Source organism: Pantoea graminicola (assembly GCF_048452665.1).
Taxonomy (GTDB): Bacteria; Pseudomonadota; Gammaproteobacteria; order Enterobacterales; family Enterobacteriaceae; genus Pantoea.
In genome coordinates this window covers 717,525-735,050 of record NZ_JBLWSJ010000002.1, presented here as the reverse complement: position 1 = coordinate 735,050, position 17,526 = coordinate 717,525, and the positions used below count along the sequence as shown (strand labels likewise).

Annotated in this window: 15 protein-coding genes and 2 pseudogenes; 4 read left to right on the top strand and 13 right to left on the bottom strand. The window is 55.5% G+C overall.

The window, feature by feature from the left end:
- Positions 1 to 8: 8 nt before the first annotated feature.
- The 4 genes from ACNY69_RS07440 to ACNY69_RS07425 form a co-directional block, all read right to left on the bottom strand.
- Positions 9 to 689, bottom strand: a complete 681-nt coding sequence (locus tag ACNY69_RS07440; protein WP_111139936.1) for a fimbrial biogenesis chaperone — start codon at positions 687 to 689, stop codon at positions 9 to 11.
- A gap of 41 nt (positions 690 to 730) precedes the next feature.
- Positions 731 to 1,285 carry a fimbrial protein gene (locus ACNY69_RS07435; RefSeq protein ID WP_111139937.1) on the bottom strand — a complete coding sequence of 185 codons (555 nt, stop codon included), beginning with the start codon at positions 1,283 to 1,285 and terminating at the stop codon, positions 731 to 733.
- Between the two features lie 457 nt (positions 1,286 to 1,742).
- A complete protein-coding gene (locus ACNY69_RS07430) occupies positions 1,743 to 2,213 on the bottom strand; it encodes a hypothetical protein (RefSeq protein WP_111139938.1) in 471 nt (156 codons plus the stop codon).
- Positions 2,206 to 3,276: a winged helix-turn-helix domain-containing protein gene (locus ACNY69_RS07425; RefSeq protein ID WP_418797762.1), complete on the bottom strand. Its 1,071-nt coding sequence runs from the start codon at positions 3,274 to 3,276 to the stop codon at positions 2,206 to 2,208. Before ACNY69_RS07425 ends, ACNY69_RS07430 begins: the two co-directional genes overlap by 8 nt.
- A gap of 293 nt (positions 3,277 to 3,569) precedes the next feature.
- Here ACNY69_RS07425 and ACNY69_RS07420 point away from each other — a divergent pair, with 293 nt between their 5' ends.
- Together ACNY69_RS07420 and ACNY69_RS07415 are read left to right on the top strand one after the other, a co-directional pair.
- A complete protein-coding gene (locus ACNY69_RS07420) occupies positions 3,570 to 3,884 on the top strand; it encodes a LuxR C-terminal-related transcriptional regulator (RefSeq protein ID WP_418797760.1) in 315 nt (104 codons plus the stop codon).
- Between the two features lie 50 nt (positions 3,885 to 3,934).
- Positions 3,935 to 4,237, top strand: a complete 303-nt coding sequence (locus ACNY69_RS07415) for a hypothetical protein (RefSeq protein ID WP_111139941.1) — start codon at positions 3,935 to 3,937, stop codon at positions 4,235 to 4,237.
- 224 nt (positions 4,238 to 4,461) lie between these two features.
- Here ACNY69_RS07415 and ACNY69_RS07410 read toward each other — a convergent pair whose 3' ends face one another.
- From ACNY69_RS07410 to ACNY69_RS07375, 8 genes and pseudogenes are all read right to left on the bottom strand, one after another.
- The gene (locus tag ACNY69_RS07410) at positions 4,462 to 5,424 is read right to left on the bottom strand and encodes a ribokinase (protein WP_418797758.1); all 963 of its coding nucleotides are present in this window, start codon (positions 5,422 to 5,424) and stop codon (positions 4,462 to 4,464) included.
- Positions 5,421 to 6,317, bottom strand: coding sequence for an allose kinase (gene alsK, locus ACNY69_RS07405; protein ID WP_111139943.1), 897 nt, complete (start codon positions 6,315 to 6,317; stop codon positions 5,421 to 5,423). The genes ACNY69_RS07410 and alsK overlap by 4 nt, the downstream gene beginning before the upstream one ends.
- Complete coding sequence (gene alsE / locus ACNY69_RS07400; protein ID WP_111139944.1) at positions 6,314 to 7,006, bottom strand: D-allulose 6-phosphate 3-epimerase; 693 nt, start codon at positions 7,004 to 7,006, stop codon at positions 6,314 to 6,316. Before alsE ends, alsK begins: the two co-directional genes overlap by 4 nt.
- On the bottom strand, positions 7,006 to 8,055 hold the full coding sequence (locus ACNY69_RS07395; protein WP_418797798.1) for an ABC transporter permease: 1,050 nt from the start codon (positions 8,053 to 8,055) through the stop codon (positions 7,006 to 7,008). The genes alsE and ACNY69_RS07395 overlap by 1 nt, the downstream gene beginning before the upstream one ends.
- 15 nt (positions 8,056 to 8,070) lie before the next feature.
- Positions 8,071 to 9,060: an ABC transporter permease gene (locus tag ACNY69_RS07390; RefSeq protein ID WP_111139945.1), complete on the bottom strand. Its 990-nt coding sequence runs from the start codon at positions 9,058 to 9,060 to the stop codon at positions 8,071 to 8,073.
- Positions 9,053 to 10,545, bottom strand: a pseudogene (locus tag ACNY69_RS07385) (sugar ABC transporter ATP-binding protein). The gene ACNY69_RS07390 and the pseudogene ACNY69_RS07385 overlap by 8 nt, the downstream one beginning before the upstream one ends.
- Before the next feature lies 1 nt (position 10,546).
- The gene (locus ACNY69_RS07380; RefSeq protein WP_111140630.1) at positions 10,547 to 11,530 is read right to left on the bottom strand and encodes a substrate-binding domain-containing protein; all 984 of its coding nucleotides are present in this window, start codon (positions 11,528 to 11,530) and stop codon (positions 10,547 to 10,549) included.
- 12 nt (positions 11,531 to 11,542) lie between these two features.
- A pseudogene (locus tag ACNY69_RS07375) lies at positions 11,543 to 12,372 on the bottom strand (DeoR/GlpR family DNA-binding transcription regulator).
- 432 nt (positions 12,373 to 12,804) lie between these two features.
- Here ACNY69_RS07375 and ACNY69_RS07370 point away from each other — a divergent pair.
- Positions 12,805 to 13,956, top strand: a complete 1,152-nt coding sequence (locus tag ACNY69_RS07370; RefSeq protein WP_111140628.1) for an ABC transporter substrate-binding protein — start codon at positions 12,805 to 12,807, stop codon at positions 13,954 to 13,956.
- A 66-nt stretch (positions 13,957 to 14,022) separates the two neighbouring features.
- The gene (gene cirA / locus ACNY69_RS07365) at positions 14,023 to 15,981 is read left to right on the top strand and encodes a catecholate siderophore receptor CirA (protein WP_418797796.1); all 1,959 of its coding nucleotides are present in this window, start codon (positions 14,023 to 14,025) and stop codon (positions 15,979 to 15,981) included.
- A 233-nt stretch (positions 15,982 to 16,214) separates the two neighbouring features.
- Here cirA and oxlT read toward each other — a convergent pair whose 3' ends face one another.
- Complete coding sequence (gene oxlT / locus ACNY69_RS07360; protein ID WP_418797755.1) at positions 16,215 to 17,477, bottom strand: oxalate/formate MFS antiporter; 1,263 nt, start codon at positions 17,475 to 17,477, stop codon at positions 16,215 to 16,217.
- Between the last annotated feature and the right edge of the window lie 49 nt (positions 17,478 to 17,526).

The window sequence follows — 17,526 nt, the reverse complement described above, 5'->3', positions numbered from 1 at the left end:
TAATATTTCTATTCTTTCTTTATTTTTGTCTTAACGACACCACCGTAGTCATTGATATATTCAATCCCGATGTCGCTGATGTTTTTCTTCTGAATGTTCAGGGTCATCTTGCCTTTTGCCGGTAAACTGCTCTGTGACACTGCAGTCTGAACACCATTAACGTCCACTTTCGTTATCGCGATATTGAACGGCGTAGGGTTAATCAGGGTGAGGTTGTCAGCCGACTGCCGCCATGTGACTTTTCCCGCCTCATCTTCCAGTTTTATATTTTTCATCAATGCCGGGCGGTAAAACAGTTTGATGCTGGTTTTAATCGCAATCTGCAGCGTGTTCGCGGATTTATCTTTATCGGGGGCTGGCGGAATCGCTTTGACGTTAATTTTAAACAGGCTCTCTCTGTCATTCGGTAACGCAGAAGAGGTGTCCACAACCCGCAGCAGATTCTCTTCGCCCGGCCCCATCTTAAATAGCGGTGGCGTTAATAAAAACTGGTCGGTCGTTTTATCACTTTTCGCCGGGTCGCTTATCCAGGACTGCACCAGAAACGGTGTTTCGCTGGCGCTGTTGCGGACGAACAGGGTCACATCTTTACTGCCTTCATTAAAAATGACGCGCGTCACGCCCAGGCTGATGCTGGCCTGACAGCCCCAGGTGAGGGTGGCAAAAAATAAGCCAATTAAAAAACGCATTACACATCTCCGAATCCAGGGGCTGGGCAGCCCCTGTGGGTTTAGTTATATTCGACGTTAACAGCCGCTTCGGCATAGACATCGCCCGGCACGATGCCTGGAATAGCGTCACCGTCATTAACAGCGGTGTCGGCAATAGTTCTGACCAGTCCCGCCTGGAAATTAAAAGAGTTTTCACCATTACGGAGCGTATCCGTAAATGTATTACTGGTAAGCTGGACTTTATTTGAATCAGCAAGCACGACAGCAACGCCTCTCGCGCGTGAGGCACCCGTTAAACCAATATAATTTCCATCTGGCTGAGCAGCCTGGAAAGAAATTTTAACGTTGTTTTTAGTCGTTTTACGACAGTCCGTAAGTGAAATGGTAAAGGGTTTCCAGCTTTTAGCGTTAACGTCGCCGACATTCGCGCCGAAATCTGCCGAACGCACTTCCGGCATATCCACTTCAAGGCGGCCATTGGTACCGACATTTACCAGACAGGCGGCATCATTAACCTTGCCTTTAAAGACGATGGTATTATCGTCGGCACAGGCGGTATGGACGACCGTTGAAAGAAGTAATGCTGACAGACTCATGCTGAACTTTTTATTCATTTTTTATTCCTTTCAATTTTATTAATTACGCCTGTGAACTGGCGTGTAAGCAGGTTGATTTGCATGCCATAGCGTGACAACGCATCGATTACCGGCCTGTATCTGTCAGGCAGATTAGTGATGCGGTTCAGGGATGTTCATGCAGACTCAGCAGCCAGCATAATAAGAATCGCCAGGGGCGGGTTCAGGCTGCTAAGTTGCGATGAACTTTAAAAAAAAAGCGGATGGGTGTCATATTAATTAAAATTTAGTTGTTTTTAATTTTAATTAAATGCAGCGTTTCTTTTAAACCGCCAGGCGAGCAGGAAAATTCTTAAGTGGACTAAGTGCCTGCTTTGTAAGTGATTATGGTTTAGTTAAGAGAAGTAAAAAGTGCATCGGGATGACATCTTATCGCGCAGTGGGATGAATGAACGACGCATTTCATCCCACTTACGCTGGATTAATGGCGGCAGCGTCAGTGCCGCTGAGTACAGACATAATAGGGAACGAACTCACCGGAGAGCATTACTGAATTAATATTCAACCGGGAAATAAACAGTTCGACCTTACTTTTTGGCTCACGATAAAATGTTGGAAACCACGCGCTGGCCATTTCGGGTGTGAGTTTATCGTCAATCGAAGCGAGGATCTCATCCGAGACCCAGGTATACCGCGAGCCAACATGATGACTGGTAAAGACCACCGTCCGGTTTACATTTTCCCGGGTGCCATCTTCGCGAGTTACAAACCCGTTCATTGAGAGTGTTCCGCTATTTTCATCAATATTCAGTTTCGTCGAAAGACGCAGAATACCCGACTCTCTGTGAAAGTTTACGTTGCCGGAGCAGGAGAAGCCGGACGTAATGCCATATCTATACCAGATCGTAAAAGCCGTCAGTGCGACAGCCAGCCCCACGGTTGAGAGAAAAAAAATCCTTTTAATCATGATAATAACCCGTGTCTTTGTAAATAAAATAGTTTGAATAGCAGATGTCGTCCGAGAACAGGGCGATCTTTTCGCGGCAGTTTATCGCGGAGACCTTATTGCTGTAGGGATAATTGGTCAGATAAAGCACCCTGGGCTCTTTACAGAAACGACTGAGGTAATCCACCATTTTAAGATTTTTGAAATCGTAAGCACGGTTATTCTGATAAACCTCACAGGCCCCCAGTTTTCCCGTATTAACATAATTCCCGGGGGAAACCGCAGGGTAGAGGATGAGTGAGCAGGCGATAATCAGCAGGATGCTGAACAGCAAAATATAACGCGGCCACGCAATGGTGACAGCACGCTTTTTTACCGCTGGCCCGCACGAAGTGTCTGATGTTCTGACAGAGGCCGAATAATTAATCGTTACCCCCTCGGGCTGAATCAGGCCCGGACTGCTGAATGTCTCACTGCTGCTTTTAATCTCTGACTTAGCCTTTACTGATTCTGTCTCACCGGCCTGCCGCGGAGCAGGGCGGGTTTCCGGCGGATTCGCCTGTACGGCCATTGCGCGTGGCGCGTCGCTGTTTTGCTCCTCAGCCCTTTCACTCTCTGCCGGGAAGAGAAAGCCCTCCGCGTCATCGCTGTCCTGATCCTGCTCCTCCGCCTGCATCGTTTCTTCTTCTTCAGGCGTGTCCATATTGATATAGGTTAGCGCAACAGAAACCTGCAGATTGAAGATAAAGCCCCGCCGGTGAATGGTTTCGATAATCCCATTGTCGAAATCCCCCGCCTGATTCAGCATTTTTCGTAAATAGAAAATGGTGTTATGCAGCACATTCAGCGAAGCTGTCATGCCAAAGCGTTCCCAGCCGAATTTATACAGGTCATCGTGGGTGACCAGTTTGCCATGATTTTCAAGCAATAATAGCAGGCAAAAGGCCGCTGATGCCCTTAATTTGACTTTAGTATCATTGTCCAGCCTGACCAGACATTTTTCAGAAAGGATAAATTTGACGTTATCGCCAATAATGTAAATGCGTTTCATTTTTATTAAAGCCCTGGCAGGTGATTGAAACAACGCTCTGTGAAAGGCGTTTTAATTATTTTTATCGCTGTTACCGTGCGCCTAAGAAAATTCCTAATCATTATTTATAATCCATCCGGCGGAAAAAAGTAAATATTTTGAGTAATGTACCCGCCTTTATCCGTTGGTTTTCCTGAGGATACCAGGCGATCGCTTTTAAACTAAAAATTTAAATTACTGAATGCAAAGGGATTTTCATGGGTTATTAAAGTAAATAAAATTTAAGATGCTCTGCAGTCAGATTTTCTTAAGATGGGTTTACTTTTTTATAAGAATGACTAAAACCCATGCAACACAAAAGGTTTTTACCTGAAAGAGTAGAGCAGAATACAATGCGCGTTATTAACACCGCCGGAACCGAAATTCGCCTGAAGAGTCAGGAGGTTTGTATCATCTGGTTTCTTATGACCGGCATGAAACCCAGGGATATCTCGCTGTTCCTGCAGATAACCGAGCAGAATGTGAGTTATTACAAAAGAAAAACCATGAAAAAGTTGCAGGTGAAAAACAACTTTGAACTTTTTTCATGGTTCCGGTGTAACAGAAGTGTGTTTAACAGCGAGAAGGCTGAGTCTTATATATTAAAGCGCAGTGAATTCTGACAGTATTGATAATTACCGTTATAAATTAACTGGCTTCGAAGGGGCGTAAGATGAGCGAATCTTTTAGTGATGCAGAGAAAAAAATTATCAGTGAGACAATCACGTTCTATGTTGAGAAACTGATCAACGACACTGTTGAGCTTATTCATCAGACCGAGCGTGAGGCGGATAAGCGACTCAGTGAAGCCGGCATTCAGTTCGACCTCTATTCGCCGGCAAACCGCGATTACCTTACCGCAGTACTGCACGAGAATCTGTTTGACCGTCTGCACAAAGGTGACCCTGAAACAGCCAGGCTCATTCTGACCATGAACGGTAAGCGGGTGGGCGTCTATAAAGATGATGAGGCGTGACATCCCTGAGAGGAGAAAGACGTGGGACATTCTGTGCCACGGCGCGTTCACTCACGCACTCCAGGTGTGATGCGCCGCGCGGAGACACAGCATCGCGCGGCCGCCCTGATGCCCTGCACTCGTTGACGTGCTGACGGCAAACGCGCTCAGCAGGCGGCCCTGCTGAGCGTGACCTCAAAGCCGCCTGTGTTCAGATGACATCGCCGCAGATGCGGCCTCTCTGCTCAGGCGGTAAGCGTCTCAATAGGTTCAACAATGCACTCCGGATGCGCCTGCAGGCGGGTCAGCGCTTCGGCATAGGAGGGCATGGAGTCGGCCGCGCCAGCACGCTCGACACAGAGTGAGGCAAAGGCCGCAGCAAAGCGCGCCGCCTGCGGCAGATCGTCGCCGGACGCGAGCCGGGCGGCAAGCGCGCCGTTGAAGGCATCACCCGCGCCGGTGGTATCGCGCGGCTGCGCCGGAAAGAGCGGAATGCGCTGCTGCTCGTCGGGCGTTGAGAGCAGGGCGCCCGCAATGCCCAGCGTGATGATCACCTGACGTGCCCCTTTCCGATGCAGCACCGCCGCGGCACGGCGGGCGCTGTCGAAATCGGTGACGGTTATGCCGGTGAGCTGGCTCGCTTCGGTGCTGTTAGGCGTCAGCAGATCGACCTTTGCCAGCAGTGCATCGCTGACTTTCTGCCACGGTGCCGGATTGAGGATCACGAAGGTGCCGCTGGCACGGGCATTATCGATCATGCGCTGAATGGCGCTGAGGTTATTCTCCAGCTGCACCAGCAGGATATCTGCGGCGGCTACCGTCGGCTGGCAGCGCGTCACCTCTGCGGCAGTCACGGTGGTATTGGCTCCCGGATAGACCGAAATCATATTTTCCGCATCATCGCCTGCGACATAGATTAGCGCGTTACCGGTGGGCTTCTCCTTGCAGGTAAACAGCGTAATGGCGTCAAAGCCGGTTTTTTCCAGATGACGACGCGCAAAGAGGCCGAAATCGTCATTACCCACTTTGCCGATGTAGTGCACCCGCGCGCCCGCGCGCAGCGCCGCCGTGGCCTGATTCGCGCCTTTACCGCCTGCGCCCATCATGCTGTGGTGCGCCGTCAGCGACTCACCCGGTAGCGGAAAGCGACGCATCACGGCCACGACGTCGAGGTTAAAAGAGCCGAAAACACACACTTTTCCTTTCATCCTGCGCTCCTGAACAGGCGTTCGGCGGCGAGACAGGCACCGCGACAGCCCGTGTAGTCGGTTGAGTGGCTGAAAATAATCTTCAGGTTTTCGCGTGTGACCGGTGGCCGCAGATGCTGCTGGATCTGGCTGCGCAGCAGGGCCAGCGGAAAATCTGCCATCGCCAGCACGCCGCCGCCAAGGATCAGATATTCCGGGTCGAGTATATTCATCTCGGTGGCGATCAGCTGCGCCAGCCGTCGCACAAACGCCTGAAGCTCCGGCTGTTCCCCGTGGCGGGTAAACAGCGCGGCGATCGGGGTGTCGGCGGCGTTCTGCGCGGCCCAGTGACTCAGCCAGTGGCCTGAGGTCAGGGTCTCCGCGCAGCCGCGATTGCCGCACGGGCAGGGGAGATCGTTCCCCGCGACCGGCACATGGCCCAGTTCGCCTGCGCCGCCATGCTCGCCGTGATAAAAGTGACCGTTCAGCCACAGGCTGTTGCCCATCCCGGTGCCGGGGTAGAGACCCACGGCGTTATCCGGCAACTGCTCCAGCTGCAGCAGGTCCCACAGCATCAGATGGTTCACATCCTTGTCCATCGCGACCGGCACGCCGAGCTGCGCCGCCAGACGCGCCGCCACCGGCTGATGATCCAGTGCCTGAATAAAGGGCAGGGAGATCACCTGTTTTCTGTCGCGGCTGAGGATGCCGGGCAGCCCCAGCATGATGCCGCTGACCGGCTGCTGCTCCAGGGTTTCGTCAATCAGCTGTGCCAGCGCCTGCAGCGCGTCGGGCTGCTGCGCCCAGCTGGCGGTAGCCACCTTGCGAAAGCTGCTCCAGACGCCTCCCTCTTCCATCAGCTGCAGCCGGGTACCGGTGCCGCCGATATCGATACCGAGCCAGCGTGATCTCATGCGGACACCTTCGTCAGCCCCTGGGCCTCATCAATGCTGTCGCGCATCATCTCCCACGCGGTGGCCAAATCCTCATGAATATTGAACAGGCCGGAGGTGCCGACAATCAGCACTTCCGCACCCGCGCCGAGCAGCTGGTGATAGGTGCGGGTATTGCAGGAACCGTCGATCTCGATCAGATAGTGATAGCCGTGCTGCTCTTTCAGGGCTTTCAGCTCCCGCACCTTCTCCACCATCTCCGGGATAAAGGGCTGGCCGGCATAGCCGGGATCGACCGTCATCACGGTGATCTTATCCAGCAGATGGATATAGTGCTGGATGTAGGACACCGGCGTCGCCGGATTCAGCACCACGCCCACCTTTTTACCGAAGCTGCGGATCAGGTTGATGACGCGGAACGCATCGCGGTTGATGGTCTCCGCGTGTGGACAGATATAGTCCGCGCCCGCCCTGGCAACCGCCTCAATAAAATCGGTGGGCTCTTCCACCATCAGATGCACGTCGATCGCCACGCGGGTAAAGGGACGGATCTGCTCAATAAAGAAGGGGGAGAGCGTAATGTTCTTAACGTAGTGACCATCCATGATATCCACATGAAGAAAGTCAGCGCGCGAGTCGAGAACCTGCAGCTGGTGCTTGATCTCCATCAGGTTCATACACATCAGTGACGGGGAGATTTGAGTACGCATCATACTTCCTTCTTTTCAGTCAGAGGATTAAGCACCGCGGCCAGCCTGCTGAGCTTTACGGCACGGTGTTCGTTGAATCGGGTTTTGAATTGTTTAAAGGCGAGAACCACAATCAGCACCGCGCCCCACATGGCCAGGCTGACGTGCTGGCTGATGTTCATCAGATTGAAACCGGTGGAGAGCACCTGCAGCGCGATCAGCGCCAGCACCACGCCGGTCACACGGCCGAAACCGCCATTGGGGTCGGTGCCGCCGAGAATAATCGCCAGCACCGTCAGCAGCAGATAGGCGTCGCCGTAGCCCATGCGGGCGGAGTTGAAGCGCGCCATCATGATCAGCCCGGCCAGTACGCAGAGCAGGCTGGAGATCACATAGACCAGCATCACCATGCGATGGGTATTGATCCCGCTGAACCAGGTGGCGTTGATGTTGCTGCCGCCCATATAGATACATTTACCGGCGCGGGTTTTACCCAGGAACAGCGCCAGCAGCGCGGCGGCGACCAGGAACACCCAGAGCGGCAGCGGCATACCCAGCAGCGTGTCGGCGCCCAGTGCCTGCACCACCGGCGGCATACCGCTGACGGCCGCGCCGTGGGTCAGCCAGATCCCGATGCCGTTCAGCGTCATCATCGTCGCCAGCGTCACCAGAATCGGGTGTGCGCCAATCCGCGTTACCATCAGCCCCGTTACCACGCCGATGGCGGCCGCGATCAGCATGGCACCCAGGATGGCGATGAACAGCCACAGCAGCTGCAGCGCCATTCCGGCACCCGCGGGCAGGGCGCTCATCAGCGTCCAGGCGATAAACAGCGCCGTGAGGTTCGCGGTCGCGATGATCGCCAGGTTCAGGCCGCCGCTGAGGATGGCGATAAACATCGCCAGCGTCAGTAATCCGAGTTCCGGCAGCTGAAACGCCATGCTCATAAAGGTGGAGCCGGTCAGGAAGCGACCCGGCAGCATCACCGTGAAGGTGGCCAGTGCCAGCGCGATCAGCAGCATCAGGCCGATGTTGGTTCCGTCGGGTCGCAGTGCAGTCAGTGATTTCATCATCAGTGCCCTCGGTCACACGAAACTGACATCAGTTTCTTTGCGTTTTTTGTAGTGGGTCACGGCGATCGCAATCATGATGACGCCGCCGACCACAATGTTCATGAAGTAGTTCGAGACGCCGACCAGGTTGAGGCCGTTCTTCAGGATGGCGATCAGGAAGACCCCCATCAGCGTGCCGCTTACCGTGCCTTTGCCACCCATCAGGCTGGCACCGCCCAGCACCGTGGCGGCCAGCACGTCCAGTTCGCCGCCAACCAGCGCATTGGGCACCACCTCGCCCATGCGATAAACCTGCACCAGCCCGCCGATGGCCGCCATCGCGCCCAGCCAGCCGTAGGCGAACACATGAATCAGACCGACGCGGATACCGATACGACGGGCCGACTCCGCATCGCCTCCGACGGCGTAGAGCTGGCGTCCGAGATTGGTTTTGTTCAGCAGCAGGGCGGTGATCGCGGCGATCAGCAGCATGGTGACCAGCGGCAGTCCGACCTGGAAGCTCTCACCCTGCCAGCTGAACGGCAGCACGTTGCGCAGCGTGATCCACCACTCCGGCAGCGAGTAGAGGCTGCGGCCGCCGGTGACCCACATCAGCAGCCCGAACAGCAGCGACTGCATGCTGATGGTGATGATGATCGAGACCACCCGCAGCGTGGTGATCAGCAGCGCGTTGATCACGCCGAACAGCGTGCCGCACATCACGGCCAGCAGAATGCTGAGCAGCGCACTGTCGAACTGGAACTGCACAAACAGCGACGCCAGCAGGTACTGCACCACCGAGGCGACGGCCGCAAACGAGATATCGATCCCGCCGGTGACCAGCACCACAAACAGGCCCAGCGCGAAGATGCCGGTGACGGCGTAGCTCTCCGCCAGATCCAGCAGATTCTGCATGGTGAGAAACTGATCGCTGGCGATCGAGAAAAACAGAATGAACGCCAGCAGCACCCAGGCGAGCCAGCCCTGACTGGAGTGCGGACGGAAACGGGAAAAGTCAGGCATTGATTACCTCCGCCAGTTGCTGCTGTTCGACGCTATCGGGTTGGTATTCGGCATGGATCGTGCCATCGCGGAAGTGCAGGATCCGGTCGCAGTTGTACCAGACCTCCGGCACCTCATCGGAGATCAGGATGATCGACAGCCCCTCTTTTGCCAGCTCGTGGATCAGCTGGTAGATGCTGGCCTTGGCACCCACGTCGACGCCGACGGTGGGGGAATCCAGGATCAGAATGCGCGGCTGGGTCAGCACCCATTTCGCCAGCACAATTTTCTGCTGGTTGCCGCCGGAGAGAGTGGAGATGGCAAGATTGGGATCGGCGACCCGCACGCCAAGCTGCTGGATCCACTGCAGGATCAGCTTGTTTTTGCGATACTCATCGATCAGGTGAAAACGGTTCTGCAGCTTGTCGAGGATCGGCAGCACCATGTTGTCCGCCACCGACTGCTGCTGCACCAGGCCCAGCGTCAGCCGATCTTCGGAGACGTAGCCGATGCCCGCCTTGATCGCATCCTCATGGCCGCGAAAGCGCACCGGCTTGCTGTCGAGCCAGATCTTACCGCTGTCGGGACGGGTCATGCCGAACAGCGACAGCGCCAGCTCCGTGCGACCGGAGCCGAGCAGGCCGCACAGTCCCAGTACTTCTCCTTCATAGAGTTTAAAATTAACGTCGTGATACTGCCCGGCGCGGGTTAACGACTCGATCTCCAGAATGGCGCGATCGCCGTTGCGCGTCGGGGCTTTGAGCTGGTAGTCGAGCTTCAGGCCGGTCATCAGCTCCGTCAGATGGTGCGGCGTCATCTCCCGCGCAGGCCAGCAGCCCATTTTGCGCCCGTCGCGGATCACCGTGACGCGGTCGGAGATCTCCAGCACCTCATCCAGCCGGTGGCTGACAAATACCACGCAGATATTTTTGTCCTTCAGGTAGCGCACGGTACGCAGCAGCTGATTGACCTCGGTGCGGGTCAGCGAGGCGGTCGGCTCATCCATGATCCGGCGACCAGCGCCCGGCAGATCGCCACCTGCTGACGCTGCGCGATAGAGAGCGCAGCGACCTTTTCATCCAGATCGAGATCGAACTTCAGTTCGGTAATGATATTGCGCGCGCTCTCCCGCAAACGGGCGCGGTGGTGCCAGCGCAGCAGGCCGTTGAGGTTATGCTCAAAGGCGATGTTCTCTGCCACGCTGAGATTAGGGAACAGCGACAGATCCTGATAGATCACCTGGATACCGAAGTCGCGCGCCTGCCGGGTGGTGAGGCGCGGCAGCGTCGGGCCGTCGCCCAGCGTGATGCGGCTGCCGCTGTCCGGGGCGTGTACCCCGGAGATAACTTTGATCAGAGTGCTCTTGCCACAGCCGTTGGTACCAGCGAGACAGTGCACTTCACCTGCCAGCAGGGTCAGGGAGATATCGCTCAGCGCGCGGTTACCACCAAATGTTTTCGACAGATTCTCGAGCGCAATCAGCGTCTGTGGAATGACCTCTTGCATATCAGAGCCCCATTTTGACCAGTTTTGGCAGGTTGTCTTTGTCCAGACTTTCGGTGCTGTTGCCCAGAATGGTGTGGGTGGCTTCATCCACTTTGACTTTGCCCAGCCCCTCAATCGTCATGCCGTCGGTGATTGGCTCTTTCTTCTGCATCATGTCGGCGATGCGGACAAAGACTTCGCCAGCGGTCTGCGGATTCCAGATGTAGCCGCCCTTAATGGCGTTACGCTGCACCAGCGAGGCACCCTGGCCCGGACTGAAGGAGCCAATGACGCAGACCTGGTCGATTTTTTTCCGGTTCATAACCGCACGACCCGCGCCGATAGGTCCCTGTGAGCCAAACGCCAGGATCCCTTTCAGATCCGGGTATTTGGACATCAGCTCATTAGTGGTACGGATGGAGTCATCCAGCGATTCGCCGACGCCAAATTTGTCGGTGACCAGCTGCATTTTGGGATAGTGCGCTTTCTGATAAGTGAGCGCGGCGTCGGTCCACTGCTGATGCAGCGGCACCGTCAGGCTGCCGACATACATGGCATATTTGCCTTCGTCGTGCATGCAGTTCGCCAGGGCTTTCATGTGGTTGATGCCGTGGGTGGTCGCATCGACCAGTTCGAAGTCCCAGTTGGCGCCCTGCTGGCCGGGGGACTCATGCGTAATCACTTCGATACCGGCGTCACGCGCCCGTTTCAGCACCGGCTCCAGCACTTTCGGATCGTTGGGCACGACGCCGATGATATCGACCTTCTGCGCGATCAGATCTTCAATGGCGCGCACCTGAAGCGCCGGGTCAGCGGCGGTCGGCCCGACCATCCACGCATCAATACCGCGTTTGGCGGCTTCGCTTTTGATGCCCGTTTCCATGGCATTAAACCAGGGAATACCGCCTATTTTGACCACGATCCCCATACGTAATTTATCAGCGGCCTGCGCACCGGTGGCGGCAAACAGGGCAAGCAGAGAGCAGGCAATAAGATGTTTTTTCATACAGACTCCTGGTTAATTTTTAATTAGCTGCATGGATTGATAACGCTGAGAACAGACAATGACGTTGACACCATTCCATGCCAGTTCCTGTTCAAGCTCTTTATCTTTTAATTGGTCGGTAATAAGAAAATCGACATCACGGTAGTGACAGATACGGGCAAAAGAGGGGCGCAGAAATTTACTGCCATCCATTAAAAGATGTTTTCTTTCTGCGGCCAGCAGCATCTGTTGTTTCAGGTGCGCATTATTCTCATTGCCTTCGCGTAAATATCCGTCGTTGCCCAGACTGCTACAGGAAAAAAAGATTTTATTAATCTGAAATTCGCGCAGCGGCTGTTCGGCCACCACGCCGTGAAAATCTTCATCGCGATCGGAATATTCCCCACCCAGGCAGATGGTACGGATACTGCCGCGCGCCGCCAGCGTCTGCACGATGCGCAGCGAATTGGTTAATACCGTTAACTCAATGTCCGGCAGCTGTCGCGCCAGATACCAGCAGGTGGTACTGCTGTCCAGCAGGATACAGTCACCGGGGCTGATAAAGTCGAGCGCACGCTTGGCGATGATCATTTTTCATCAGCGTGCTCATTAATGCGCTGACGGAATGATAATTCATTCTCTTTAGCGATCCTGTTATTTCCCGCCGTGCCGGTGCTCTGTTTTTTTATCAATACCGCACCGCCGTGGCTGCGCTGTAATAAACCGCGCTTTTCGAGCTGGCTTAAATCCCGGCGAATGGTTTCCTGTGAAACCTGACACAGCGTGACCAGTTCTGAGACAATTACCCGGCCATTAATATTAATCTCATTAATAATTCTCTGCTGTCTTTCAATCGGCAACATACATTTCCTCCGATGGAGATAAATTACTGGAAGCGAACACGGGAAAATGTGGACTGGGCAGGAGTCCACGCGGGCAAATAGCGACGCCCTGTATTAAGTGATGAAGTCAAAATAAATTATGCAAAGCCATGCGATTAATTGCATGTAAAGGTGATTTGACTCACGTATTTTCGCTCTGCGGGCCGGTGAAAATAAAATACCGGACAGACAGACTACACCGCTATTGCGGTGACAGCATGACTGTTTATGGCCGTTTGTGTGGGTTTGACCGTTTTAGCTCACGCTTTCACGTCTTCAGTCAGCAGACGACGATAGAGGGAAGCCGGGCAGGGGAGATCGCGTGGCGATTCAAATGTAAATCGAATTGATAATAGTTATCGTTTCTTTTATTGTTTGAACCTCTTCAGGGAAACGTAAAGGAATCGGAAGAAGATGACTCTTTATCAGAAAACAGACAGAGCGTTTTTGGGCAGACAGCTGGCTGCCGGATTAGCCGGACTGACGCTGGGCCTGCTCAGCTTCACGGCTCAGGCGGTTACCGTTACCGATGTGGCGGGGCGCACCGTCACCGTGCCGGATGACGTTCAGCGCGTGGTGCTCGGCGAAGGGCGGCTCTTCTTCGCGCTTTCGCTGCTGGAAGGGCAGAAACCTTTTGACCGCATCGTCGGCTGGCAGGGCGATTTCCGCAAGCTGGACCCGCAGACCTACGCCACGTACCGGGCGAAGTTCCCACAGATCGACAACATCCCGCTGATCGGCACCACCAGCGCCGACAGCATCAGCCCGGAAAATGTGCTGAAGCTGAATCCGCAACTGGCGATTTTCGGGTTGTCGGGTCACGGGCCGGGCCGCGAAAGTGAGCTGGTTAAGCAACTGCAGAAGGCGGGCGTGCCGGTGGTATTTGTCGACTTCCGCACCTCGCCGCTGAAAAATACGCTGCCGAGTATGGCACTGCTGGGCAAGGTTCTGAACCGCGAGAAGCAGGCGCAGGACTATATCCGCTTCTATCAGGAGAACATCAGGCGCGTTACTGACGTCACGCAGACCATCCCACAACAGGATAAACCCACCGTCTTTATCGAGCTGCGCGCCTCCACGGCGGATGAGTGCTGCCGCTCGGCCGGCAAGGGCAACATGGGCGATTTTATCGATCTGGCGGGCGGAGTGAATATCGCCAGGCCGCTGCTGCCGGGCCCGCTTGGTCAGGTGAACCTGGAAAAGGTCATCGACGCGCAGCCGGATGTCTATCTGGTCAGCGGCGGAGCCAGACCGCCGAAAGCGGGCGATCCGCAGCCTGCCGGTTTAGTGCTGGGTGCGCAGACCACGCCAGCGCAGGCAAGCGCCAGCCTGAAGCCACTGCTGGCGCGCAAAGGCATCAGCACGCTGAAGGCGGTGGAAGCGGGCCGCAGTTTCGGCATCTGGCATAACTACTACAACTCCCCCTATAACGTGCTGGCCGTTCAGGTTTTCGCCAAAGCGTTTTATCCGCAGAAGTTTGCCGATCTCGATCCGCAGCAGACACAAAAACAACTTTATAAACAGTTCCTCGCCGTCGAACCGACCGGCACTTACTGGACAGAGTAAAAAGGGACGCGGCTCCGGGCTGCCGGGGCTTTTTACCTCACGGAGAGAAAAAGCGTGAAGATTTCAATGACACCGGCAGTGAAAGCCGGGCTGCTCGCACAACTGATTGCCGCCGCGATGCCGGTGATGGCGGAGGATGTCCGCGAAGCTGACGACAGTGAAGATCAGATGGTGGTGACGGCCTCTGCGATCCAACAGAACCTGAAGGATGCGCCAGCCAGTATCAGCGTGATTACCCGCGACGATCTGCAGAAAAAACCGGTACAGAACCTTAAAGAGGTGCTGAAGGATGTGCCTGGCGTGCAGATCACCAACGAAAGTGACAACCGCCAGGGGGTCAGCCTTCGCGGACTGGGCAGCAGCTATACGCTGATCCTGATCGATGGCAAACGCGTCAACTCCCGCAACGCCGTCTTCCGTCACAATGACTTTGATCTGAGCTGGATCCCGGCCGACGCGATCGAACGCATCGAAGTGGTGCGCGGGCCGATGTCCTCCTTATATGGTTCCGATGCGCTGGGCGGTGTGGTCAACATCATCACCCGTAAAGTGGGCACGGAATGGCACGGCACGCTGAGCGCCGACACCACCGTTCAGGCGCACCGCGATCGCGGCGACAGCGGCAACGGAAGCTTCTTTACCGGTGGGCCGCTGGTGGAGGATTTACTGGGCGTGAAAGTCTATGGCGCGCTGGGTAAACGCAACAAAGACCAGGCCCGCTCCGCCAGCGGCAGCACGGGTCAGCCGCGCATCGAAGGCTCTACCTCACGTAACGCCAACGTCGAATTCTCACTGACACCGGACAAGGATCAGGACATCACGTTCGGTTACGGAAAGGATCGTCAGGATCGGAATTCCGACACCCTGGATAAAAACCGTCTCGAACGCGAAAACTACTCGCTCGGCCATACGGGCCGCTGGGGAGGGGCGAATACCGAACTGCGTTTCTACGGTGAGAACATCAAAAATAAAAACGCGGAAACCATCACGTCAAAAAACAACTCACTCGACGGCAAAGTGGTGATTCCGCTGGGCGAATATACCCAGTTCCTGACGTTCGGCGGCGAATACCGCAACGATAAGCTGGACGATGCCGTAAACATGAAAAATGGCGGCAGCACCCAGGCGAACCAGTATGCGCTGTTTCTGGAAGATGAGTGGCACATCCTGGAAAATCTGGCGCTGACCGGCGGCGTGCGTATGGATGACCACGAAAACTATGGCGTCAACTGGAGTCCGCGTGCCTATCTGGTCTATGACGCGACGGAGAGCATCACGATGAAAGGGGGCTGGGCATCTGCATTTAAAGCGCCGTCGCTGCTTCAGCTCAGCCCGGACTGGCAGAGCACCTCCTGTCGCGGCAGCTGTAACGTCGTCGGCAGTAAAGATCTGAAAGCGGAAACCAGCGAAAGTCTGGAGTTCGGCCTCTATTACACCGGTCAGAAAGGGCTGCTAGAAGGCGTAACCGCCAGCGCAACGGTGTTCCAGAACGACATCGACGACATGATCACGGTGATCCGCACCGCTAACCGTGGTCTGGCGCCGACCTATCAGAACTTTGCTGGCTTCGACGCCAGCGGCAATCCGATCTTCCGCTATTACAACGTAAACAAAGCGCGTATCCGCGGGCTGGAAACCGAGATTGGCCTGCCGTTGAGCGACACGCTGAACCTGAAGCTCAATTACACCTACAACGATGCCCGCGACCTGAGTAATGGCGGCAATAAACCGCTGTCTGAACTGCCGTTCCACACCAGCAACGCCACGCTCGACTGGACGCCGCTGGTGGACTGGAGTTTCTACCTTTCCGCGAACTACAAAGGTCAAAGTCGCACCGTCACCAACGGCAACGCCACGCCAGGCGGCTACACGATCTGGAATGCGGGCGGGTCATATCAGGTGAGTAAAGCGGTGAAGATTCGGGCCGGGGTGCTGAACCTGACCGATAAAGATCTCAATCGCGACGACTACAGCTACAACGAAGATGGCCGCAGATATTTTGCGGCGGTGGATTACAGTTTTTAAGGGGAAGTGCTGGCCGGGGCTTCGGGTCCCGGCTAAGCCCATCATGTTTGAGTCGCCAGCGTCCATTTCGGCCAGCCTTCGCGGGGCAGGGCAGCACTCAATACGGCTGATGCTATCCGCTTCGCCGGACAATCATCTGACATCCTTAGCAACCGGTGAACCAGTCGCCTGGGCTGACAGCGCCATCGGAGATTCCACAGCAGGCAGGCGACCGGGGTTCGCGGCTTTTAAAATTACTGCTGCGCACGCATAAACCGTGCCCGCCACGGCTTAAGAACCCATAACGCCAGCCCGGCGGTAATAAAGTCGAAGGTGATCGCGCAGCCAAAAACCAGATGCCAGTTATGGGTGTGCTGATACATCAGCGCCGCCAGCGGGCCGCCGAAGATCGAGCCGATTCCCTGAGAGATATAGAGCCAGCCATAGTTGGCTGAGGCATTTTCACTACCGAAAGTGTCGGTGAGCGTGGAGGGGAACAGCGAGAAGATTTCACCCCAGCCGAAGAAGACGACACCTGAGAGCAGGACGAACAGCAAGGGGTCTTCGCGGCATGCCAGCCACAGCGTCATCGCCACGCCTTCCAGCGCGAAAGCAATAAACATGGTGTTTTCGCGGCCATAACGGTCGGAGATAAAACCAAACAGCGGTCGCGTCAAGCCGTTGGTAAAACGATCGATGGTGAGCGCGAGGGGCAGTGCGGCCATACCGAAAACCACCGCCTTGCTGATGCCGAAGTCTTCGGCAAAAATCGCCATCTGCGACGTCACCATCAGTCCCGAGGTCGACATCATCGTCATCATCATGAACATCAGCCAGAACAGCGGCTGGCGCAGCATTTCCCCGGATTTAAACTGGCGCTGCCCCACTACGGGTGCGGATTTTCTGCTGACCGGTGTCATCATGCTGGTTTCAGGCAGCTTTAAGTACTGGCTGGCGAGAAGACCCACGGCGGCGAAGATCAGGCCAAAGACCGTCATGGTCTGTTCGAGGCCGTAACTGTTAAGCGAGATGGAAATGGGGAAGGTGGTAAAAATCGCGCCCATGCCGTAGCCCGCTGCCACGGTTCCAGCAGCAAAACCGCGCTGCTGTGGAAACCACTTCATCACCAGACCGACCACGCCAATATAAACGATCCCCGTACCCAGCCCGCCCAGGCAGCCATAGACCAGATAGAGGGAGGCCAGGCTATTGACGTGGGCGGCGATCACCCAGCTGAAGCCAGCCATCAGCGTACCGATAGAGATCAGCAGTCGCGGGCCAAAACGCTCGACCAGCCGACCCTGAAAGGGTGAGAAAAAGGTCTGCAGAATAATCAGCAGCGAGAAGGTCACCTGCAGTTCCGCGAGCCCCACGCCAAGTTTAGCTATCATCGGTTTAGTCAGCAGCGTCCAGACATACTGCGGGCTGGAAATCGCCGCCATGCAAAGTAAGCCAAGCAGAAGCTGCACCCATTTACTGTGTTTCGCTATTACCACCGGTTCGCTAATTGAGGTCATTGCACTCTCTCCCAGAATTACGCTCTGTTATGCAGCCAGATTCAGCCTG